This window comes from Salegentibacter echinorum, assembly GCF_900129445.1.
Classification (GTDB): domain Bacteria; phylum Bacteroidota; class Bacteroidia; order Flavobacteriales; family Flavobacteriaceae; genus Salegentibacter; species Salegentibacter echinorum.
In genome coordinates this window covers 1-24,155 of record NZ_FQVT01000011.1, presented here as the reverse complement: position 1 = coordinate 24,155, position 24,155 = coordinate 1, and the positions used below count along the sequence as shown (strand labels likewise).

General features: G+C 36.0%; 19 protein-coding genes. 9 read left to right on the top strand and 10 right to left on the bottom strand.

The window, feature by feature from the left end:
- The first annotated feature begins 317 nt into the window (after positions 1–317).
- Positions 318–1,550 (top strand): group II intron reverse transcriptase/maturase, encoded by a 1,233-nt coding sequence (ltrA, locus tag BUA71_RS13480; protein ID WP_072880661.1) that lies wholly within the window; start codon positions 318–320, stop codon positions 1,548–1,550.
- 104 nt (positions 1,551–1,654) lie between these two features.
- On the opposite strand, the gene BUA71_RS13475 is transcribed toward ltrA (BUA71_RS13480), so the two are convergent.
- From BUA71_RS13475 to BUA71_RS13455, 4 genes are all read right to left on the bottom strand, one after another.
- The gene (locus BUA71_RS13475) at positions 1,655–3,493 is read right to left on the bottom strand and encodes an AAA family ATPase (protein ID WP_072880660.1); all 1,839 of its coding nucleotides are present in this window, start codon (positions 3,491–3,493) and stop codon (positions 1,655–1,657) included.
- Positions 3,494–4,270: 777 nt separating this feature from the next.
- A complete protein-coding gene (locus tag BUA71_RS17855) occupies positions 4,271–4,477 on the bottom strand; it encodes a GDCCVxC domain-containing (seleno)protein (RefSeq protein ID WP_008992943.1) in 207 nt (68 codons plus the stop codon).
- 1 nt (position 4,478) lies between these two features.
- Positions 4,479–5,078, bottom strand: a complete 600-nt coding sequence (gene merTP / locus BUA71_RS13460) for a mercuric transport protein MerTP (protein ID WP_072880658.1) — start codon at positions 5,076–5,078, stop codon at positions 4,479–4,481.
- Positions 5,075–5,449 carry an ArsR/SmtB family transcription factor gene (locus BUA71_RS13455; protein ID WP_008992945.1) on the bottom strand — a complete coding sequence of 125 codons (375 nt, stop codon included), beginning with the start codon at positions 5,447–5,449 and terminating at the stop codon, positions 5,075–5,077. The genes merTP and BUA71_RS13455 overlap by 4 nt, the downstream gene beginning before the upstream one ends.
- A 719-nt stretch (positions 5,450–6,168) precedes the next feature.
- Between BUA71_RS13455 and ltrA (BUA71_RS13450) the strand changes: the two genes are divergently transcribed.
- Positions 6,169–7,431, top strand: coding sequence for a group II intron reverse transcriptase/maturase (ltrA, locus tag BUA71_RS13450; protein ID WP_072880657.1), 1,263 nt, complete (start codon positions 6,169–6,171; stop codon positions 7,429–7,431).
- A gap of 105 nt (positions 7,432–7,536) precedes the next feature.
- Here the strand turns inward: ltrA (BUA71_RS13450) and BUA71_RS13445 are convergent, their stop codons facing one another.
- Together BUA71_RS13445 and BUA71_RS13440 are read right to left on the bottom strand one after the other, a co-directional pair.
- Complete coding sequence (locus tag BUA71_RS13445; protein WP_072880656.1) at positions 7,537–8,559, bottom strand: HEPN domain-containing protein; 1,023 nt, start codon at positions 8,557–8,559, stop codon at positions 7,537–7,539.
- Complete coding sequence (locus tag BUA71_RS13440; RefSeq protein ID WP_072880655.1) at positions 8,552–9,760, bottom strand: DUF262 domain-containing protein; 1,209 nt, start codon at positions 9,758–9,760, stop codon at positions 8,552–8,554. The genes BUA71_RS13445 and BUA71_RS13440 overlap by 8 nt, the downstream gene beginning before the upstream one ends.
- A 1,286-nt stretch (positions 9,761–11,046) precedes the next feature.
- Between BUA71_RS13440 and BUA71_RS13430 the strand changes: the two genes are divergently transcribed.
- From BUA71_RS13430 to BUA71_RS13420, 3 genes are read left to right on the top strand one after another with little or no spacing between them, the layout of a single operon-like run.
- A complete protein-coding gene (locus tag BUA71_RS13430; protein WP_072880654.1) occupies positions 11,047–14,043 on the top strand; it encodes a SusC/RagA family TonB-linked outer membrane protein in 2,997 nt (998 codons plus the stop codon).
- An 11-nt stretch (positions 14,044–14,054) separates the two neighbouring features.
- Positions 14,055–15,464, top strand: coding sequence for a RagB/SusD family nutrient uptake outer membrane protein (locus BUA71_RS13425; protein WP_072880653.1), 1,410 nt, complete (start codon positions 14,055–14,057; stop codon positions 15,462–15,464).
- Between the two features lie 17 nt (positions 15,465–15,481).
- Positions 15,482–18,367 carry a M16 family metallopeptidase gene (locus tag BUA71_RS13420; protein ID WP_072880652.1) on the top strand — a complete coding sequence of 962 codons (2,886 nt, stop codon included), beginning with the start codon at positions 15,482–15,484 and terminating at the stop codon, positions 18,365–18,367.
- 75 nt (positions 18,368–18,442) lie between these two features.
- Here the strand turns inward: BUA71_RS13420 and BUA71_RS13415 are convergent, their stop codons facing one another.
- The 3 genes from BUA71_RS13415 to BUA71_RS13405 form a co-directional block, all read right to left on the bottom strand.
- A complete protein-coding gene (locus tag BUA71_RS13415) occupies positions 18,443–18,709 on the bottom strand; it encodes a DUF6520 family protein (RefSeq protein WP_072880651.1) in 267 nt (88 codons plus the stop codon).
- A gap of 249 nt (positions 18,710–18,958) precedes the next feature.
- Positions 18,959–19,870 carry a helix-turn-helix domain-containing protein gene (locus tag BUA71_RS13410; RefSeq protein WP_072880649.1) on the bottom strand — a complete coding sequence of 304 codons (912 nt, stop codon included), beginning with the start codon at positions 19,868–19,870 and terminating at the stop codon, positions 18,959–18,961.
- A 24-nt stretch (positions 19,871–19,894) separates the two neighbouring features.
- Positions 19,895–20,263: a DUF7793 family protein gene (locus BUA71_RS13405; RefSeq protein WP_072880648.1), complete on the bottom strand. Its 369-nt coding sequence runs from the start codon at positions 20,261–20,263 to the stop codon at positions 19,895–19,897.
- A gap of 284 nt (positions 20,264–20,547) precedes the next feature.
- Between BUA71_RS13405 and BUA71_RS13400 the strand changes: the two genes are divergently transcribed.
- From BUA71_RS13400 to BUA71_RS13385, 4 genes are all read left to right on the top strand, one after another.
- Positions 20,548–21,381: an RteC domain-containing protein gene (locus BUA71_RS13400; RefSeq protein WP_072880646.1), complete on the top strand. Its 834-nt coding sequence runs from the start codon at positions 20,548–20,550 to the stop codon at positions 21,379–21,381.
- A 268-nt stretch (positions 21,382–21,649) separates the two neighbouring features.
- Positions 21,650–21,937 carry a helix-turn-helix domain-containing protein gene (locus BUA71_RS13395; RefSeq protein ID WP_072880644.1) on the top strand — a complete coding sequence of 96 codons (288 nt, stop codon included), beginning with the start codon at positions 21,650–21,652 and terminating at the stop codon, positions 21,935–21,937.
- 3 nt (positions 21,938–21,940) lie between these two features.
- A complete protein-coding gene (locus BUA71_RS13390) occupies positions 21,941–22,768 on the top strand; it encodes a hypothetical protein (protein WP_072880642.1) in 828 nt (275 codons plus the stop codon).
- The gene (locus BUA71_RS13385; RefSeq protein ID WP_072880639.1) at positions 22,752–23,414 is read left to right on the top strand and encodes a P-loop NTPase family protein; all 663 of its coding nucleotides are present in this window, start codon (positions 22,752–22,754) and stop codon (positions 23,412–23,414) included. Before BUA71_RS13390 ends, BUA71_RS13385 begins: the two co-directional genes overlap by 17 nt.
- 162 nt (positions 23,415–23,576) lie before the next feature.
- Here the strand turns inward: BUA71_RS13385 and BUA71_RS13380 are convergent.
- The coding region (locus BUA71_RS13380; RefSeq protein WP_072880637.1) for an N-acetylmuramoyl-L-alanine amidase family protein at positions 23,577–24,155 on the bottom strand (579 nt) is incomplete at its 5' end.

Here is a 24,155-nt window from a genome sequence, read left to right as displayed (position 1 = left end):
GACGAAAAGACCAGTCGTTGTCAAAACCTGATTCATATCGAGGAGTCAGGGATAAGTGTAGAGGCAACCTAATTACTGTCTATACGGCAACCGTCATAAAGCAGGCATGACTTCTATCTAGGCTTTATTGTGGAACCACAGGAAGCTTATGTGCTATGCTAAAAGGAAAACACAAGCAGGAAATACCTGTAAGTTGATTACTGACGAGCACATAGGTGGCGGATGAAGTTGTAGTAGTGATGAAACTCCTGTAATGGGAGCGGAGCGAAGGGCTTCAATTATACAGTTTAGATTTAAGAACAACTTAAAATGTAAGGATGATTTTTAAAGAACAAACAAAGTCGATACCGATTACCAAGGAAATGGTGTGGGCGTCCTATAAGAAGGTGAAAAGGAACCGAGGAAGTGCCGGAATAGACCAACAGAGCCTATCAGATTTCGATAGGATACGTTCTGAGGAACTGTACAAGGTGTGGAACAGACTGGCATCTGGAAGTTACTTCGCGCCTGCGATAAAGCGGGTTAATATTCCCAAGGCAGGAGGTAAAACCCGACCTTTGGGTATTCCCACTGTAAGTGATAGGATTGCCCAACAAGTGATCAAGGAATACTTAGAACCCAGGCTTGAATCCATATTTTCAGATAATTCTTATGGATACCGTCCAAACAGGAATGCACATCTGGCTATTGAGAAAGTACGTTACAATGTACGATACCTGAGCTGGGTGATAGATTTGGATATTCAAGAATTCTTTGAAAACGTCAACCATAGCCTTCTACTGAAAGCTTTGGAACGACACGTTTCAGAGAAATGGGTGTTATTGTACATTAAAAGATGGCTGGAAGCTCCAGTGATACTTGAAGATGGAACAGTTAAGACACCCAATGGAAAAGGGACTCCTCAAGGAGGGGTAATCAGTCCATTGCTTGCCAATTTATATTTGCATTATTGTGTGGACAAGTGGCTGGAGAAATACCATCCATCGCAAAGAATGGTGCGTTATGCTGATGACCTGATTATCCATTGCCGGAGTAATAAGAAGGCCGTTGAAATACTTACAGCATTAAAAAGCCGTCTGGAAGAATGCGATTTAAAAGCGCATCCCGAAAAGACGAAAATAGTGTACTGTAAGAAAGATGGCAGAAACCTTAAGGGTTACCCTGTGCAATTTGATTTTCTAGGTTTCAGCTTTCAGCCTATACGGTTCAAGCTGAAAAGAGGCGGTAGTTTTCTTCAATTTGACTGTAAAATGAGCCGAAAATCAAAGGTTCGCATTACAAGAGAACTGCGAGAACTTGCATTCCATAACAAAACCCAACGCGGCATACAGGATTTAGCTAAAGGCTGGATTCAATATTATGGAAAGATAAGCCGCCGGAGCTTACAGCCAGTGTTTTATTATTTACACAACCGGATGATCAGATGGATACTCAACAAGTATAAAAGCTTCAAAGGAAGTAAAGTTAAAGCAGCAAAATGGCTTCGACAAATTACGAGAGGGTATCCGAATCTGTTCTATCACTGGGAATTGGGATATAAGTTGGTCTAAATAAATAGACCAAATCGACTGTATAATAAGAGCCGTATGAATTGAGAGGTTCACGTACGGTTCTGTGAGAGGTTTAGGGGTGAGATTCCCCTTTACCTACTCGACTAGGCGGCGTTGATTTCTTCTATTTTTTTGTGAACCAATTTGAAACTATCAAAGTTGAAATTTGAAATAAATTCTGGATTATTTACCACTAAATCTGCAAATCTTGATTTTGAATGAATCCATTCTAAATCTCCGATATTTTCACACCAAATTTTTTTGTCTAAATCATCTTCTGGTTCATTTATAGGAGATATAGGTTTTCTATTGCTATTAAAATTTAACTCATTACTGAAGTAAAGACATTTTCCGTTATGCGGTTTCTTTAAATCTTTGTCTGGATAATAGAATTCGATCGACACATTCGTATAACCCTCTCTGTGTTCCGGAATAGGCAGGCAAAAAGCATAAACATTATTCCCATATTCCAAGGTTGTATTACCATTTTTTTCAATTTTAGAAACCGTTTTAGGAACATCTCTATCAAATATTCCAATTATTTTTCTTGTCCTTGGAAGCTTGGATAGCTGTTCTAACATTGCTAATAACTTAGAATCGGACTCTGCATTAAAATATTCTACCTCAAAATCAAACGATCCTAATATTTCTGCAGATTTCTGAATATGCTGTATATCTGTTTTTCCTTCTGTAATTATTAAGGTTTTATTATTATTGTTAATTGAGCTTTCTAGATTTTGATAAAGGTTTTTAAACCTTTTATTTTCATTAATCATCATTTCATAAACTTCCTCATACATTTTATTTTCTGATGGATCTTTGGTAATTCCGAAATTATCTAAATCGATTATTTTTGATCTATTTTCGAGTTTTTCGGCAAGCCCCATACTTAAAAAGGGAGAATGAGAACTTAGAATAAATTGAATATTTGGAAATAATCTTAATAACTCTGGAAGTACTTCCTTTTGTAGACTTATATGTAAATGCTTATCAATTTCATCGATAAGAACGATTCCGTGAATATGACTAAGGATTGTATTGCTTCTATTGTTATCGGCTTGTCTTAAAATTTCACCAAAAATACATAGCAAAGAGCTTTCACCTGATGACAAATTAAAGATGTTTGGATATACTTGTTTTCCTTGATTTTCAACTATTTGAATTCTTGTATTACCATAACCCCTTGGTCCAACGCCAAATCGGCAGTTTTGCAAGCCTTTGGATTTTAAAGTTTGAGAAATGATATTGTTCAGGTTATTAAATATTAGTAAGTCTGGCAGTTGCTGATTCATCCTCATATCTAAGACTATATCCATAATCCAATTAGCCAATTCTGGTAAACCTGTTATAACCTCTAAGGGATTGTTTAGATATCCAGCAAATCCTGAACTTTTTTTGAATTCCAGCTTTACTTCATAGGGTTGATTTAAATAACCAGGATTTTCATACCTATACGAGGGAAAAAAGGTTAAAACATTATTATTGAAAATTTTTAAAGCAGAATCTTTATTAAGTTCTTTTGAAACTTTTTTTACGTTGTGGGCATTTACGAGTGCACCATTTATTTCATTGTATGGTATTTTATCATCGAGCTGGACGTGTCTGTCATAGTCTGCAGAGCTCATTTGATTTCTTACATCGATATAGTCAATTTTTCCTTCTGGTGTGATAAACCTAAAATAGACAAGGGAAAAATTATTAAAGTTTAGATTATAAATATTTGATGAGACCCTATAATATTTATTTTGATTTTCTTCAAATTCATTTTGAAAATGAGGTTTTGCCATTTCATAAAAGGCATCTGTAATATGAGATAGTATTGTTGTTTTACCACTTCCATTTACAGCCATTAGTACATTTATGTCATTTTCATATAAGTTTAAATCAAGGTTTTCAAATGGAGCTCTATTAACAAATATTATTTTCTCTAAATATATCTTCATTAAAATTATAGTTTATGTGATCAATGACGCCTAACGGAATGGGTATATGAGCCGTACCCGTAGAAACAAATATGAATTAAAATACTAATCTTCAACAGGGTATGGCTTATATGCCGTGTGTGTGCCCAGCATGGGCATCTTTATCATATCGAAGATATGATATTAATCTAGAGGGTGCAAGTCCCTTATGGGCAGGTGTAACGCCTTGAACCATTAGTAAGCTGCAAGCTTGTCTGACGTGAGACAGGAAGTGAAGGAAGCAGGACTACAAACCTTGGTACTGACGAACAGGAACTGGATAAGAGGCTGTAAGGTTGGATGAGCAAGCACATCATTGTGATGTCCTAAACACTTTAAAGTGAATACCGAAACAGTAGATCTGGCAGGAATCGAGGGAAAGAAGATGTTCTTACCTGGGGAGGTCTCCACAGTCACGAGTTGGCATAGTGGAGAAGTCAGCCGACGTCATAGTACCCACTGGAAACGAGGTGCAGAAAAACTGCATAGGTCTCACGGATGGGGAAGGACTGAACGCAATCCTTCTGAAAATTATGATGGGAGCAGTGATTTTCATTAATTGGGTGACCGATTCCCAAGAAAATCTGTAGCCTGTTGAAAAAGTACAGAATAGTTTCGATTGGTGTAAAGAGCGATTGAAAAGATGGATTGTGAACCGCTCAGTACGAGACCCGTACGCTGAGTGGTGTGAGGGGTGCACTCCGTCATTTAATGACGGAACCGCCCACTCGATTAGCGGTTCGGGCTTTTTTTCTTCGGTCAGCAACATTTCTCGTCTTGTTGAATTGGTGGACATTTCTCGCTCCCATAACTGCAATAAACACAGCAGTCTCCTTGTTGTGGTTTCAATACAGTTTTGCAGTTTTCGCACTCGTAAAAGTATTGGCAAGCATCTGTCGGCATTGTTTCTTCTTTTTTGTGTCCGCAGTTGGGGCAAGTGATTGTTGATTGCAATTTTATTTCCATTTTATTTTTCCTTTTTGTCTCTTACTGAATATCCTGTTCCGTTAATTGCTATTTCGATTTCGGCTATGTTAGTTTTTGAGTTGTCAAATTCAACGATTGCGTTTCCATTCTCGTATGAAGCAGTTGATTTGATTATTCCTGAAAGTTTGTTCACTTCGTGGTTTACGTGTTCTTCGCATCCTGCACAAGTCATTCCGCTGATAGTAAACTCAACGGTCTGTAAATTTGATTTGTCAACTACTATTACTTGTTTTTCTGTCTTAGGGTAGAAAATATGTGCATAGTAAGGAAAGGCAAGCATTACAATTGCGAATGCTGTAACAATTCCTAAAAACTTTTTACTCTGAATGAATTTTGGCTTTTCATCAGTTTCACAATCACAGTCTATTTCCTTTTTCGGTTTTAGTTTTTGATACCAAGCAAAACCAAGAACCAAAATTGTCAAACCAATTAAATACGGTCGGAAAGGTTCAAGCCACGAAAAAGAGGCAGCAAGTCCGCTTGTTCCTGCAATTAGTGCCAAAACTGGTGTAATACAGCATAGAGAAGCAGCGAATGCCGTTAAAATTCCTGCTCCGATTAGTTTATTGTCCTTTTTCATATTGTCTCCAAAATTTTGTTTTCGTCAAGTATTATGAAAAACGGTTCAAGCAAGTTTTTGTATTCGTTTGTCAGCGAATAGAAAATGGTCTGTGCTTGCCTTTCTGTTTCAATGAGTTTTCGGTCTTTGAGTTTTCGCAGGTGTTGAGAAACTGCCGAAATGGTCATTCCAAGAACATCACTCAGGTCGCAAACGCAAAGTTGTTTCTCTTCATAAAGCAGGAACAGGATTTTCAGTCTGACGTTGTTACCCGCCAATTCAAGTCCGTTCGATAAGTAGTCAAACGAGCCGTTGAGTTCTGCAACTCGGTCTTTACAACGGTTGATTTGTTTAATGTCCGCTTGTTGTCTTATGCAAGAATTGTTTTCCATAAACACAAAGATAGTCAACTTGTTTATTTAAGCAAATGCTAAAATACAATATTTTAAAAATAACCCGATTTGTTTCTCGGGTCGTTTTATTGCCTGACCGCTAACGGTCTCGTGTATGAGTAGTAGCGGATTTCTACTTACAAACCTTTTGGTTTTGCACTGACCTTTATTTTATGTTTTTGCTTTCGTTTTATCACTTAAACCGCTATTACTTATACACATTGTGTGTGCCCAGCATGGGCATCTTTATCATATCGAAGATATGATATTAATCTAGAGGGTGCAAGTCCCTTGTGGGCAGGGGTAACGCCTTGAACCATTAGTAAGCTGCAAGCTTGTCTGTCGTGAGACAGGAAGTGAAGGAAGCAGGACTACAAACCTCGGTACTGACGAACAGGAACCAGATATGAGGCTGTGAGGTTGGATAAGCAAGCACATCATTGTGACGTCCGAAACACTTAAAAGTGAACACCAAAACAGTAGATCTGGCAGGAATCGAGGGAAAGAAGATGTTCTTACCTGGGGAGGTCTCTAAAGTTACGTGTAACTATATGGAGAAATCAGCCGACGTCGTAGTAGCCAGCCACCTGATAGGTTGGTGAAGGACTGAACGATAATGGTCCTTAATAAACGAGGGAGCAATCTTACGCTTGCGGATAGTGTTCCAGTAAGATAGTAGCCCTTGATTAAGCGGGACAGCGAATCGATTGTAATGATTTATGATTAAACAATTAACAAGTAAAAAGAACCTAAACGCTGCCTATCGGCAGGTGTACTGCAATAAAGGAGCAGCAGGAGTAGATGAAATTCAAGTAATAGAACTAAAATCCATTCTGCAAACTCACGGCAAGCAATACACCGATCAGATAGAAAGGGAGTCCTATCAGGTATCTCCAATACTGGGTGTTGAAATACCAAAAAGCAATGGGAAGAAACGATTACTCGGTATTCCCACAGTTGTGGACAGGGTGTTTCAACAAGCACTGCAACAAGTTTTGCAACCTGTATTTGAGCCAAGCTTTCAGAAGCATAGTTATGGGTTCAGACCAAAGCGCAACGCTCATCAGGCCGTGAGACAGAGCCTTGAAAATATTAACTCCGGTTATCAGTACATAGTGGATATCGACTTAAAGAGTTTCTTTGATGAAGTGGAACACTATGTTCTTTTGGAGTTGATTTATAAAAAGGTGAAGTGCAAGCCAACGATGAAGCTGTTGCGTTCATTTCTTAGAGCGCCAATACTGATTGACGGTAAACTACATAAACGCAGAAAAGGGGTACCACAAGGCTCTCCTTTAAGTCCACTGCTTTCCAATATTCTGCTCAACGAGCTGGATAAAGAACTGGAAAAACGTGGACATCGTTATGTAAGATATGCCGATGATTTCAGTATCTACGTCAGAAGTAAGAAAGCTGCAAAACGAGTAGGCAACAGTATCTACAAATTCTTGCGGGACAAGCTCCAGCTTCCCATAAACAGGGAGAAGAGTGGCATACGTAAACCTTTAGATTTTCAAGTATTGGGGTTTGGTTTTGTGCCAACCTACAAGAAAGGGGAAAAAGGCAAATATCAACTGGTGGCAGGATTGTCGAAATGGAAGGAGTTTAAAGCAAAGCTTAAATACCTGACCAAAAAGACGGTACCCGCGAGTTTTGAAGAACGTATCCAACGCATCAACCTGCTACTTCGAGGCTGGGTAAATTACTTCAGACCAGCATCCATTCAAGGAAAGCTTAAAAAGCTTGAAGAATGGCTAAGAAACCGTTTACGGTATTGCATTTGGCATCATTGGAAGAAACCCGAACGAAAGCGGAAAAATCTGATTCGCTTGGGGATTGACTTTGACCACGCCTATGCTTGGAGCCGTACCAGAATGGGCGGTTGGGCAGTAGCTCAAAGTCCTATTTTGCGTACCACCATTACCGTAGAACGCTTAAAAATGAAAGGTTATGTTAGTTTAATTGAATACTATAATCGATAAGTTTCATTATTGAACCGCCGTATACGAGACCCGTACGTACGGTGGTGTGAGAGGCGCAGTGGCGGCCATTAGGTCGTCACCCGTCTACTCGATTATGTGCAGTTTTTATTCCGCAATTAGTTTGAAGTTCATAGTGTTTTTAATTTTTTTGTCAACTAAGATTCCAATGTCAATATTATTATTTGGTTCTGTTTGGTCAATACTTACATTATTATGCTGAATGTCTTTAATATTTGCTAAAAATACATTCGGAAAATGATTTTCTGATTTCACTAATATTTTGGAATTTCTATCAATTTTATTCCCTTTAGTATTAAAACACAATATTTCTTTATTGAAAATGTTAATTACTTCAATTTCATTTTTATTAGACTCAAATTTTTTGGATAAATAGTTATCGTTTATTAATTCGAATAATGATGTAGCAAATATTTTCATAAAATCGATATACTCAAATAGAATTGATTTATTAATCAATTGAACATTGTTTACTCCGTGAGCAATATCATTTCTAAGGTCACAAATATGTTCAAGAATTGGAAATACAATATTGTTTTTTTTGGATGCAAAATCAGAAACATTAATAGTTAAAAAACTTTTTAACGGTTCATATTGTCTAATTAAGCTGGATGTGTTTTTAATTCCTATTTCAGAAAAATAGGTATCAATAACTGAAATTCTAAAGTTTGCACTATGGTTTTTAAAGGCGTCAATATTAATTACTGAAGAATTTTCATTTATATTTTTATGTAAAATTTCGATTAATTTTTCAGGCTTAACATTTTTATTTTTCCGATAATCTAATTGCTTAATAATTTCTAAAGTTTTATTCAAATTATTTTTTTGAATCTCTTCTGGAAGTAAATTATAACTTGTGATAAATGAACAAATCACATTTAAGTATTTTACAAAAAGTTGTTCGACGAAATGTTCATATGCACCATAAATTGATATAATATGAGAGTTAAAATCGAATTGCTTAATTTTAGATATCGTAAGCGATTTTAAAACAGAATCAGTTTTTAATTTTTCAATTTTAGATTGATTTTTATAACTCGCATTCTGAAAATCTATATATAATTTAAGCAAATCCATTTCCTTTTGGAATTCACTTAAAATATTACGCATTAATAAAACTATTTAGATATTTATTTAGTACTTCAATTCTTTCTAAGACTTTGGTTTTATTTGTATCACGTCCTTTAAAGGAATCATATTGTGATTTATGAAAATCTGCTAGTCCATCAATAATTTGACTTTTTTTAGCTAAAATTTCAGATTTTTTGTCCAAATTATTTGCTAATACTTGCATCATTGGGTCATACAATATTTTAGTAGGTCTTTCGTAATGAAACCATTTATTCTCTCTACTTCTATGAAGCCAAAAAGCCTTTTCATCGAATAATTCATATGCAAACTCTATCGTATCATTGAATAATTTTTTTAAATTATTTAAGACACTTTCATCAAATTGTTCATTACCCTTTTTTAAGAATTCATCTAAAAAATATTCCATTGTGTTCCCTTGCCATTGGTCAATTTGACGATAAGCAAAAAATCTAAGAACTAGTTCTGCATCCGACATATCTTTAAAGTACTTGTCTTCAATTACTTCTTGTCTAGCTTGTCCTGTTGTTAATTCTGTTTCGTCAGGTTCTGGAATATTCCATAATTTACAGAAATAGACGTTTCGAGAAAGACTTATCGTTAAGTCATTTAAACCACCTGGAAATAAAGCATTCCTTATTTCTTGAGCTTTTAATTTTTCTCCACCACTATTAATTCTCTCGAAAACTAATTGTTTTAATCTGTTTGCTTCTGATTCAGATTTTGCAGTCTCTTGCAGTAATATTATTGACGATATGTATCTTCTGTCAATTCCTTTTCTTATTTGCTCAGGTAATTGAGAATATTTTAAACCATTTAATTCTTTCCATTCAACCAAATCTTGTAATGCAAACTTGTCTTCGTAAAACTGAGATATTGCGGTAAGTCTTTGAAGGCCATCCATCACTTCATAAACAGAATATTCTCTTTCATAAAGGAAAATAGGTGGAATTGGAACGTTCATTATAAACGATTCTATGAGCTTTGATTTTCTTGTTCCATCCCATCTATGTCTTCTTTGAAACTCTGGATTTAGAATATAATCTTCACTATTTACCAAATTCACAATAGTATTAAGTGGATAACGAGCTTGTTCAGTTATGATTCTTACTTCACCTTTTTTATACTTTTCATTAATTTGTTCATTGGTTAATTTTGTTTCATTTCCTGCAGGTTCTTGAAATAAATCAACTTTTTCGTTTTCGTATAATTCGTTATTCATATTCTGTTATTTTATTGAATTTTGGTCGTTTCGTTCAAATTGCACATAACTTGTTATATGCTGATAAAAATACTTAATATCCTTTATATTTGACGGGATAATAGGAAGTTTTGTTCCAGTTTATCCTTTTTATTAGATTTTTGGATCTCGGTATTTGGTGGGTTCCACATAACTAATAAATTTTCCAGAGGCGTGTCATTATTTATAATAACCTGATCTCAAATTTTCCAAGTAGGAGAATATGATATTAAGGACTGATAAGTGTTGGTTAGTACAATAAATAATATATTAATCACTTTATAATAGCTTCAGGAAATCTTTGCTCGAATTGCCTAAAAAAATCTGATAAGGATAATTGTTCCTTTTCACAAATGCTATATATAGTGGACAAAGGTATATTATAACCTACTTCATTTTTCATCTTTGTCAAAACAGAAGACGAGATATCAATGATTTCCGAATATTCATTTTGCGATATCTCTCTACCATTTTCGTCTCGAGTTGGTGATAAAAATTTTTCCGTAATGAATCTACAGATTAATTTATTAATTAGTTTTTGTTGCTGAATTACTTGAGACTTGGTGTTCTTCGAGGCCAAAATGGAATTATTTAACCAACAAATAAGTTAATATTCAAAAATTATCTATTCTCGATAGAGAATGATTTAAAAAAATGTGTATATTTGAAATAATAAATTATTTTTGCGAAACTTCTTAAAATAAAATATTAGAAGCATTCGCTTTGAATCTCGCTTTGAAAACTGGTAATTTTTAGCACACGAGAGGATAGGTGAAGTGCTCACGACCCGGGACGTGGGCTCACTTATTGTGTGCAGGGTATACCAGTACCTCAAAGCATAAGTTGAGTCTTCACGTCTCTTTTTGTTTAGCAAAAACAGACCCGTTTCTCTTCTTATATTTCAAAGTAATCTTCTGCAATTAATAAGTCTCGCAGCCCAAATCGTGGGCAAACAGATACTTCTAACCGTAAACCTGTTGCGGGACAGGTCTAAAATCAAAACAATCCCGTGGGCGGCTGTCTTTGTGCCCTATTTTCAATAACAGCTTTGGGCGGGGTCCTTAATGGACCTTGGGTAAGATTATTAAATTTTAGTTCAAAAAATCGGTAAAAGGGTGCCGGTTTATAAAAAATTGCAAATGAAAAGAAAAGTGAATTAGCCTTAGTTAAAGCTATTAAGCCAAAAAGCCTTCCCGCAAGATTGGAGTCTAGTGGGGAAGGCCTAAGCTTAAATAAAACAAAGTTTCATTTAAATACCACACAAAATTATGAAAAATAATTATTCGCGCCTCAAATGGGTGGCTCTAATTATTGTTGTCGGGGCATTCTTTTTCCTGGCAATGACCGCAACTGCGGCAAATACTGCACATCCAATATTTCAACAACAGGAAGTTTATGGGATAGTGCGTGATCAAAAAGGCTTGCCTATTCCGGGAGTCACCATTACGATAGATGCTACTTCAAAAGGAACAGTTACCAATTTAGATGGAGAATATACCATAGTAGCCCCCACAAATGCTACTCTAGTCTTTTCTTATATAGGCTTTAAAACCCACAGGGAAAAAACAAATAACCGAAAAGAAATAAATATTCAGTTGCAGGAAGATATTTCGGCACTGGGTGAAGTGAAAATTAATGCGGGGTATTACAATACTACACGCAGGGAAAGTACAGGAAATATTTCCCGGGTAACTGCGGAAGAGATAGAGTTGCAGCCTGTGGTAAGCCCGCTACAGGCGTTGCAAGGTAGAATGGCGGGGGTAGAGATTGTATCTAATGGAAATTTGCCTGGAAATGCCTCCACCATTCGTATCCGTGGAACCAACAGCCTTCGGGAAGAAGGAAATTTTCCTTTGTATATTATTGACGGGGTGCCTTTGAACTCTACACCCATTGACAGTTATAGCAATTTGGATACCGGAAGAATAGATCCATTAAATACTCTCAATCTATCTAATATTGAAAGTATAGAGGTTTTAAAAGATGCGGATGCCACCGCTATTTACGGTTCCCGAGGTGCTAATGGTATTATTTTAATAACCACAAAAAAAGGTCGGATAGGGAAAACAGAATTATCAGCACGTTATTATACCGGAGCTTCCAGTGTTCCTAACCGGCTAGATTTATTGGATACCGAAGAATATTTGCAAATCAGGCAACGTGCCTTTGAAAATGACGGCGAAGAACCTATGGAGAGTAATGCTTATGATTTACTGGTTTGGGATCAAAACCAAAATACTGATTGGCAGGATCAATTTTTTGGAGGTACCTCTGCAGTTACCGATATCAACCTAAATGCCACTGGTGGAAACAAAAATACAAGCTTTCGATTAAGTGGCTCCTATCATTCCCAGGGATCTGTTTATTTAGGAGATTACGATTATCAAAAGGTAACGGCCGGAGCGAACATAAACCATTCGTCTGAAAATAAAAGGCTGAACCTTAATTTTTCGATCAACTATGGGGCAGACCATAATGAGTTAGTGGGGTATATGAACCTTTCTGAACCGGCATTTAGACTTGCTCCCAATGCACCTTCTTTATTTACTGAAACTGGGCTACTTAACTGGGAAGATTGGAGTGCAGTAGGTCTGGACAATCCATTGACCGGTTTCCATAACCATAGTGAAACACGCATTAACAATTTTAATTCCAATTTGGTGGTTTCCTATGAATTAGCAGAAGGATTTCGCATAAAATCTAATTTTGGTTATACCAATTTAAATGGGGATGAACTGGTGAAACGTCCGAAAAGATCATACAACCCCGCTAGTTCGCAAAGCCTCACAAATCGCTCTAATCATCGTATAAACCGAAGGAATTCCTGGATAATTGAGCCACAAATCATCTATAATAATAAAATAGGAAAAGGAAATTTAGATGCTCTTTTAGGTGGGACTTTTCAACAAAGTGAAAATAATGAACTGGGATTACAGGGGGAAGGCTATGTTTCGGAAGCCTTAATTGGAAATTTAAGTGCAGCCGAGAATATTCTTTCCCCATTAAATCAAAATTTTGATTATCGTTACAATGCCATATTTGCCCGTCTGGGTTTTAACTGGGATAAAAAGTACTATATCAACCTAACAGGGAGAAGGGATGGTTCTTCTCGGTTTGGTCCAGGAAAACGATGGGCTAATTTTGGGGCTGTTGGTGGGGCTTGGATATTTTCTGAGCAGACTTTTATTGAAAACTTTTTGCCTTTTATATCCTTTGGGAAGTTAAGAGGTAGTTATGGTACTACGGGTAACGATCAAATTGGGGACTACGGCTATTTTGATGCTTATGAATCTACCATAGGACCGGGCGGGTTATACCCCAACCAACTTTCCAATCCAAATTACTCCTGGGAGGTAAATAAAAAACTTGAAGCAGCATTAGAACTTGGTCTTTTTAAGGGAAAGATTAACCTGGGCTTAAGTTGGTATAGTAATAGATCCTCAAGCCAACTCGTAGGTTTTTCACTTCCAGCCATAACTGGCTTTTCTTCGGTGCAAGCCAATTTACCTGCTACGGTAGAAAATACCGGTCTGGAAATAGAATTTTCCAGTTTTAATATCCGTTCGGGTGAGTTTCGTTGGCAAACCTCTTTTAATCTCACCTTTCCCAGGAATAAGTTAATAAGTTATCCAGATATTGAGGAATCTTCTTATGCCAACACTTATAGAGTGGGACAGCCTCTCAACATATCTCTTTTATATGAGTATGATGGATTAAACCCTGAAACAAATTATTATAAAGTGAGAGATATCAATGAAGATGGTACTTTAGACTTTAAAGACAGGGTTCTAATATGGGATCGAAACTCTGAGTTTTTTGGAGGGATTGATAATTCTATAAGTTATAAAAACTTCTCATTACAATTCCTATGGCAATTTGTGAAGCAAGAGGGAATGCTAGCTCTTTTTGATGCTGGCCCACTGGAAAATCAAAGAACTGAAGTAGTACAAGCCTTAGGTTCGGAATCAAGGTTTCAGCAAATTTCAAGTTCGATAGCTGCCTCAAGGGCTTATAACAATGTATTGAACTCCGACTTTCCTATTGTTGATGCTTCCTATTTACGGTTAAAAACACTGAATTTGGCTTATGCGATTCCCGATACTCTTACGAGAAGCCTTGGATTATCCTCAGGTAAACTTTTTATCGGGGGGCAGAACTTATTGACTATAACTTCCTATCAAGGAATGGATCCTGAAAAGCCCGGACGGGGAAGTGCTTTTGCAGGTTTACGGTCTATTACAGGAGGAATACAACTTAATTTTTAATTATAAATATTATGAAAAGTAAAATATATACAAAAACCTTACTGGCTATAATGGCCTGTTATGCGCTCTGGTCTTGCGAAGAGTTTTTAGATGTGGAAGCGCCTAATCACAAAATTGTAAGTGAAACGGTTTTCAACAATGATGAAACGGCAATTAGCACCATGACCGGAATTTATAACGAATTGTTCCGGGCTTCTTATGCCGGTGGGGGAAGAGAAACTAGTATTCACGTATTGGCGGGTCTTGCAGCTGATGAGCTGAAAAACCTAAACCCAAACAATTTGAATCTTTTAGAGTTTGAAGAGAACACTATTCAACCGAACAATTCGCGTAACTTATCAATATGGTCAAGTACTTATAATATAATTTATATGACCAATTCGATTCTGGAAGGTATTACCATCTCGGAAAGTTTAACGAAAGAAGTGAAGAGCAATCTGGAGGGGGAAGCAAAATTTATAAGAGCCTTCACCTATTTTTATCTGGTTAATTTGTATGGGGAAGTTCCTTTAATATTAACAACGGATTATAACGAAAACAGTCTTGCTTCAGCAAATTCCACCGATGAAATTTATGATCAAATAACTCAAGATCTTACAAAAGCTATTGATTTACTTAAAGTGACTTACCGGGAGGACGACCGCACCCACATAAATAAATCGGCGGCTGAAGCATTACTAGCCCGTGTCCATCTTTTCCTCGGGAATTGGGTAGAAGCAGAACGCTTGAGCAGTAACGTTATAGCCCAGACCGATACCTATGAGCTTAAAGATGATTTGAATCAAGTTTTCCTTGCCAATAGTAAAGAAGCAATTTGGCAAATTTCACCAATAGGTGGAAGTGGTGGTATTCTCACCTATACCAATGAAGGAACCACCTTTATTTTTCATCCGGTTTTGGCAAGCCTTACAAAGGTGGCTTTAACCACAGAAATTGTGGAGACCTTTGAAGAGCAGGATAAGCGTCTATTGAATTGGGTGGGTTACCACGAAGATACGGACAACTATTATCCATTCAAATATAAAGATAGGAGCAGTATGGGGAATATAACCGAATATTCCATGGTATTGCGGCTTGCTGAACAATACTTAATTCGTGCCGAGGCGAGGCTTATGCAAAATAACTTAGAAGGGGCCATTAGTGATCTAGACAAAATACGAGCCCGGGCGGGTCTTGAACTCATTTCAAATACTGATCCTAATATCAGAAAAGATGAATTATCAATGCTTATTTGGGAAGAAAAGAGAAAGGAGTTTTTTACCGAATGGGGACATCGTTGGTTGAATTTAAAACGTACAGAACGCGCTTTATCTGTACTTAGCGAAAAAACTTCTGGTTGGGATAGTATGGATGTGTTATTTCCCATTCCTGCCGAAGAACTTATGAAGAACCCTAACCTTAATCAAAATCCCGGTTATTAAAATTTAAAAATTCTATAATGAAAATTCGAAATCAGATTATATTTTTGTTATTGTTCCTACTCTGCAGTATGCAATCCATATTTGGGCAAGGCGGCTCAATAGAATCGGATAAGCTTGATAAAAGTATTCGTTATGGTCAGTTGAAGAATGGTTTGACTTACTATATAAAACCTATTACCAAGCCGCATCCCAAATTACAATTACGCTTATACGTTAAAGCAGGAAGCAACAATCATGATGCTGATCAGCAAGGTCTTGCACATTTTTTAGAACATATGGCATTTAAGGCCAGTGAGCATTTTCCACAAGGGATTCACAATGACTTTGGACGATTGAATGAGATCAACACTTCCCAATTTGATTTCAATGGACATTCCGGAGCAAGGCTTACTGAATATACGTTTAAGGCTCCGATAAACAACAATTTGGCATTCAATACCGGATTACTTTGGTTTGAAGATATAGCTAATGGTCGCTTAAAACTAAATGAAGAGGATATCAATAAGGAACGAGGTGTTTATATGCAGGAATATATTGTAAGAGGCGGGGATGATTTTCAAAAGAACCTAAATAAAAGCCAGTTAAGATCGGAATTATTTCCTGGAGGTGAAAGTTTGGATGGCTTTTTTGATCATATCAAAACATTTCAACGAGAGGTTTTGAAACGCTTTTATAAGGATTGGTATCGGCCTGATCTTATGGCCGTAAGTGTGGTAGGTAATATTGAAAATCCAGATAGTTTAATTGCAGAGATTAAAAAACGGTTTTCTAAAATTAATCCGGTAAATAATCCGAGAAAAATCAAAAACTTTGATTCCCTTTTCTATGAACAACCTCCTAATTTTGCCGTAATAAATCGGAAATCTGATTCAATCACTATATCTGATTCCAGTACTGTTTTTCGATTATATTATAGAGACGCAAAAACGAGCAAGGACTTACATGCGCTTAGTGGTATAAAGAGATTAGTTAAATGGTCCATTTTGCATGAAATTTTAAATAGAAGGTTTAGGGAGAAAACAAATATCTATAATAACCAAAGCGAAATTCGAATTTCCCATACCTATAAAAGTGGGGGAATTCCTCCCGCTTTGGAAGTTCATATAAAGACCAGTAAAGATAAAAATCTGAAAGCATTGATTAAAGCAATTTGTTCTATTAAACAAATTCAGGAGCATGGGGTAAATAAAAATGAGTACCAAGAAGCGTTAAAGCAACAACTTTCAAATTTATCTTCTAATGATGATAAGGTTGAAGCCCCAAGTTATTGGTTAAATGAAATAAAGGACCATTTCATTTATGGCGAGGTACTTCCTGAAAATAAATTAGATGCTCTGGAAAGTTGGTTAACTACATATACCATGGAAGATTTTAATGAATTTATAAACGAATCTAACCTGGAAATGCCAGAGGATATAGGGTTAATAGTACCTTCCGGACTTCCGACTGATATATTTTCAGAAAAACGACTACGTTCAACCATTATAGATGCATTTAATAAAACAACAGACCCTTATGTTTCACCAGAGGTACCCGAAACCCTAATGAATGCTTCAGAGGTAAGTTCATTTCCAGTCAGGGAGTATTCTCAAAGTGATAGAAAGTTGTCTGGAATAACCGAAGTACAATTGAGAAATGGAATTAAACTTATTTTGAAGCCGTTCAAGCCAAGTGGGGCGGGCAAAGATAAGATATTCATACATGGTTTTAGCTCAGTAGGTGCATTGAGTTTTCCTAAAGAGGATTATTTTTCGGCCACAAATGCTCCTGAATTTATTAAAAATAGTGGCGTTGGTGGTTTTAATAAATTTGACCTTCAGCGTTTTCTTTCCGATAAAAGTATTTTTTGGTTGGGCATATATCCCTACATTCATAATTTGGAATCGGGAATTAGAATTGATGCTAATTCAGAGGATTTTGAAATCATGTTACAACTCATCCATTTGTTTTATACGGAGACTAAAGCTACTGAGGAGGGGTTTCAGGATTGGAAATTGAATGAAGAGAGGTTGTATGAGAATCCGAAAAGCGGCGATATAAGTTTTGCTGATCTTAATACAAAAATAAAAAATGAATTAACAGATCGATCAGATGTTCTAAGGGGAACAGCGCGCTTTCTGGGAATGAATAAAACAGAGAGAAAAAGAGGTTTGGAAATTTACCGCAAGTTATTTAATAATACAGAAGACTTTACTTTTTTGATCACTGGGGATTTTAAGATTCTTGAAATTTTACCAGAACTAAATAAGTACCTCGGAAGCCTGTCCGGAAATAAAAAAAGCTCTCCTCAGCCAACTGAAATAATAAGTAAATCTTTACCTGAAGGCCCTTTTTATAAAGAATTTATATATCCAGGAACTTATAACAAGAAGAATAGTAAGTATTTGTCACTCTTTCTTGAGCCAATTAAGAATGAAAATTGGAAAGAGAAACTACGGGTAGAGGTTCTAGGTGCCATATTAAAAATCAAGCTATACGAGTTACGGTTTGTAAAAGGATATGCGATGTATGCACCAACTGCTTTAGGGGAATTCAACTATGCTGCAGGACAAGTTAAGATAGCAGGAAGGTTCGATGTTCCGGCTAAAGAATTGGATCAGCTTAGAAATGAATATCATATAATCATAACTGGTTTAAAATCAGCACCAATTTCGGAGGATTTACTGTCGCAAAGTTTAAATCGTAAAATTCAGGAATTTGAGTCCAATGGATTTAAAAATAGCCAAGTTCTTACCCAGAGAAAACTTTACAACCATATTCGATTTAATAGTCCATGGGTGGATAATAAAGAAATGCAGAACTATCTGAAAAAACTAACCCCTGAGGATATTTTGAAAACTGCTAAAAAATATCTAAAGAAGGAAAATTTATATGAATTTGTATTTAAAAATGAGAAAGAATAATAAAGTTACTTAGGATTAACCTTGAAATTTGAAATAAAGTAAGCCGGGGTAGCCCGGCTTACTTATTACTCACTCCTACAAATCAAGGTCTGTCCCACTACCTTCTTTTCTTATAGTTAAGGCTGGGTCATCGTAAATGGGATACTGATTATTATCACCAGAGAACTGTCCCTCACATGGGATATCACCTTCTCCGCAATCCACTTCATCAATGGTAACAACACCATTATTAGTAAGAACGTAATCATTATCCGGATCCATTTCAGTCGGTGTGTTTGCAAACATTAATCCTATGGCAAATACCATTGCCATCATCGGTAAAATCATTTTTAAATATTTCATAATAGTAAAATTTATACGTTAATAAAATGCCGTTGTAAAGCAGGTATTCGGCCTCACCTGCATCATCGCGCAATAATATTTTTAAAAACTGTTTCGAGAAATTAAAATTATAGACCTTCTTAAAAACTATTCGAATTAAGCTTCACGAACCAGTTGTAATTAACTGTATTTGAATAAGGTAAATGTCAGGATTAATACTTAGCAAAAGGTGAGATAAACTTGTCAATTTAGGATAAATTCATCCAAAATCTATGAGTTTCGTATAATCTTTTTATAATATCTAGGTGACATTTTAGTTTTCTCCTTAAAGTTTTTGGAGAAATGAGGATAAGAGGCAAAGCCCATTTTTATGGAGATTTCGGTTAAACTAAGGTCTGTATTTTCAATTAGGATTTTACAGTGTTTAATACGTTGGTCTGCATGGTATTGAAATGGCGAACAGCCAAAAATTTCTTTAAACCCAGTTTTGATTTTATATTCATTAGTATTAAAAAGTTTTGCTAGTTCATCCAAAGACCTTGATGGTTCATCGAGATGATGTATAATGTAAATATGGATTTCGTGAAAGAGTTTTTGATCCCATTTTGAAAAGGTTTTTATTTCTGCATTTTCAGGTAATTCAGGAAAATAATCTATTGAAGTATCTAATAGAAAGGATATTACTATAAAACTTGACTTTACATTTTCCATTAACCTGGAGACTACTGAATTTAAATTTAACTTTAAAGATTCATCAAATTGGTACTCCAGCATTATATTAAATGACTGCGCTCTATCTTTTTTAAAAGCTTTTATTCTATCCTGCCATTGAGATTGAGTTTTTTTCTCCAATAAAGTTCTGAAGGGTTTTCCTAGAATTTTATAGGAAGGAATTATTTTATTATCAGGATGTTTATAGCTGTAATCTATAACTTCTAGATTATCATTAAGTAAAAAGATAGCTGTTTGAATAACCATGATTTCATTTTGGCGATTAAGCCATAGAAATTGATTTCGATTGTTATTCAATTCTTCTCCCGTTTGGTTAAAATATGCAACCAAACCTTCTAATTCATCCTGATGATGGCTTCGTTTAATCTGATAAGCAAAATTACCTTTTGCCCATTCTGTTAACATACGATAGATGCCACGTAAATTTGCCCTATTAAATTCACGTCTCATAATTTTAAAATTTTAGTTATTATATCATTTGCTATAAGGTTTTAAGAAACTTATTGATTGGTTCTTATTTACAAATAATTTTGTTGGTATCTTATGGCTAAGAGTTTTAAGATAAAATTCAGTAAGACGAATGCTCACCGGTTCTGTTGCATATATGGCCAGTGCTTTGATTAGAAGAGTTCCTTCCTGTGAGAGAAAATAACGAGCTTCGGAATTAGAACTAACTATTCCTGTAATATCACAAAAAACTGGATATTCTACATTTTTTTGAACCTCTAGACGATCACTCACAATCTCTTTTGCAACCTTTAATGTTACTGCAAGGCCAGCTTTATATACAACGAAGAGTATATCATCAGTGATCCAATATGTGCCATACTTACCTTCAAACATGAGGGGCTTATTTTCGTTAAGAATGGTTTTTAAAGAAGGAATATCTGGCTAAGCCAGATAAATTGTTATCAAATATAATCTATTAATTTGACAAAATACTTATATGTTCTAAAGGTAAAGTTGTGAATTGTATGAATTTTTAGTAATTATTGGGGCTTATTGAATAAAAGTATTACACTTTGTGTTAATTTATCTTTTTATGAGGCTACGCCAATATTCTAAACAAAACAAACTTGAAAATAGCCCAGCAACGGTATTATTTGTTTTCCCTCAATACGAATCCTATGTTCGAGAAAGTGATTTCGGTATTTATCGAAAAAATCGAAGGCTTAATTCAGTCGGGAAAAACCGATTTGAATAAGGCTGAAGACGGTATAAGCTTATGCGTTAAAACTTTATCCAAGCTGCAAAAGTTAGTGGAACGGGATGATTTTGAGGATAGTCAGGTGGAAATTAATTTTTTCAAGAATATGAAACCTATCCCCATGAGTTATCTCATCTATTTTACCGAGGTGCGTTCTTGTGAATTGTTGTTACCTAAAGCTGGAAATTCCCATAAAGTACGGTTCTTGGAAAAGGAGATCAAAAAAATCAATAAGTTTTTCTCTGCCAATAACAGTTTTGTGAATTATATGGAACAGAGCCATAATTATCTCGATTTTCAGTTCTTCAGTCGAGGTGGAAGAAGGGATTTTTCATTTACCCCAACCATTAATTATTACCAAAATCCGGAATTCTCCACCAGTCATGATATGTTATGGGCTAAAGTACAGGCGCTTTATCGTTTTATTCATTATATCCGTGAAAAATTAGAACTCATTCAACCTGGAAGCAGTGGAGATTTTAGGGAGCGTCAACCCAAACTACTCTTGTGGACCGGTTCTAAAACCTCCTTGGTAGAAATAATCTACGCCTTATATCTCAAAGGGGATTTTAACCACGGCACCGCAGATCTTAAAACTATAATTTCCGCTTTTGAAGATTTTCTTAATATTAAGCTTCCAAATTATTATAAAACTTATGGGGAGATGAAGCGGCGGACCGATCCAAAGGCTAAATATCTTTATGAGATTGCTACCATCCTGATAGCAAGAATGCGCAAAGATGATGAAAAGTGATTTTTCGTAGTAGAACGTTACTACGAAAAATTAACTTCCAATTAATTTTATAGGAAATTCTATTCCCTCTACCTATATCTTCCCTTCAAACTATACCATATTCGAGCATAATCTATTACATGTTAATTTTTTTCGTACTACGAAAGATCTGGTGAAAGAATGGGCATAATCTTTATCAAATTTGTAGAACGAAAGTCAAACCAGGTCAGGCGCTATCAATTAAAAGGTTAAAGAATTTGATAGTCCCTTTCTTTAAAATCAATGTATTATGCCAGTAAGTATTATTACCACCGACGATCTTCGGGAATTCAAAATGGAATTGCTCGATGACATTAAAAATCTTTTAAGCCAACAACATGCTCCAATAAGTAGCAAGAAATACCTAAAATCGGCAGCAGTTATGGACCTTTTGCAAGTGAGCCCTGGAACCCTCCAAAACTTAAGGGTCAACGGCACCTTGCCTTACACCAAAATAGGGGGCATTATTTATTATGATGCCGCAGAAATTCAAAAAGTTATGGATGATAACCGCGTGCAACACGGACTAAATTTTTAAGCGATGAACTATATAAAAACACTACAAGCAGCCTTTGCAACTTTTTACGAGGATGACCGTTTAAACCCTAGTCATGTCAGTTTATATATGGCGCTGTTCCAGGAATGGAACAATACCCGTTTCGCAAAGGATTTCTATGTGTGGCGCAGGGAAGTGATGAAGAAAGCCAAAATTGGCTCTAATTCTACCTATCATCGCTGTCTTAGAGACCTGCATAAATGGAGCTATCTTACGTATTTTCCTTCGAATAATCCATTTAAAGGAAGTAAGATCAAGATGTTGATTCTTGAAAACACCACGGAATTTGATCCGGTCGTACCCAAAAATGATGCTGAAGAACCAAAAGCTTACAGTCCCGAATTAGAACAGCTTGCGGAACACTACTATCCCAAAGATGAACCGGTAATGAACTGCAACCCTCCAGAAGATGAACAAGTAGTGACAGAGGACCGTTCCGATAATGAACAGGCTTTGAATCACTACCATCCCAAAAATGGACAAGCGCTGGTATCTAATATAAACAATATTAAAACTATAAACATAAATAAACCAAATGGCAGGCAGGCTGTTTTTAATTTTTTTGAAGAACATGGTTTTAATGCTGAGGAAGGAAAAAAGTTCTTTGAATATTATAGTGCCAATAATTGGCGAACCCGAGATGGGGCAGCGATTCAAAATTGGCAGGCGTTGGCCAAAAATTGGATAAATCGCTCTAAATTATACCAAAAAAGGAAAAAAGCGAATAAAAGCGTAACCTCACATCGAAAGAATCATCAAGATTGGGATCATTTAAAAACCACTAAAACGAAAAATTATGGACAACCCCTCTAAAATTATCGAAGGTGGCGTGGAATATTCCCTGGGGGAATTTGATGGAAAACAGGTGAATTACGATTTTTCAAAAATTTTAATTTACCTGGATGCTAAGGGCAAACTGCTTTTTGGAAAAGATTTTAAAATTTATAAAAAGGATAAAGCCCTGCTCTTAAAGTTGTGCTCTTATTTTATAAGGGATAAGCGGAGCTGTGAAAAACACGCGATAGATCTAAGCAAGGGCATTTTGCTTTCCGGTCCCATTGGCTGTGGAAAAACGAGTATTATGAAATTACTGCGCCACCTGGTTCCCAGGCAACGCCCTTATGAAATGATCCCCTGCCGGAATGTAACTTTTAGTTTTAACCATCTTGGTTTTAAAACCATTGAAGATTATGGAGATTCTAGATTCTATTGTTTTGATGATCTGGGCGTGGAACCGGCCGGAAGATTTTATGGCAAAGATCTCAACGTTATGGGCGAAGTTTTGCTTTCCCGTTATGAACTATATCTGGATACCAGACATAAGCTAAAAACTCATGCCACTACTAACCTCAATGCGGAAGAGCTGGAGAACCGCTATGGGAGTCGGGTACGCAGCCGCATGCGGGAATTATTTAATTTAATTGCTTTTGAAGAGCACAGTCAGGATAAACGTAGATAAAAATTCAAAGCCAATCTAATTAACTTTTTCCTAGGTTACCAGAGCATAATTTTCACTTCTTTTTTAAAGGCATGATTTTTAGAATTTCCAAGATATAGCGTTTAAGAATAGCTTGAAGATTTTGAAAGATTTTATGCCATAGTGTTTTCATAACTAGCTTTTTTAAAGTTTGCGTAGATACTGATATATTATTTGTGCCAGGTTTTTAATGCTAGCAGGATTTGATAAATAATGAGATTCATCTGCATTGCTTAAAAACCCCAATTCCAAAAGCAGGGCAACAGCGGTATCGGTGGTTTCCCGTAGCACTTGAAAATTAGCAAATTTTACACCTCGACTCTCAAAACTCAACCTCGTATTGAGCGCTTCCTGCAACTGAAAAGCAAACCAGACCGATTCGTCTGAGAATTTAGATTCTACCCCTGCCACATAAACTTCCACACCTCTCGCATTAGGGTTATCTGAATGATTACAATGCAACGACACAAACAAATCAGCTTTTAGAGATTTCGACAGCTTCGTTCTATCCGATAATGAAATAAGCGTATCGCTGTACCTGGTCAAATAAATATCAAGCGGTTCTTCCAGTTCATTATTAAGCTTCAAGATTTCATTGGCAATATCCAGCACCACATCCTTTTCCAGGATGCCATTGATACCAATTGCGCCAGAATCTTTTCCGCCGTGTCCTACATCTATAATTATTCTTTTTTGAGTGCCCATCTCTTGTCCAAAAACGAA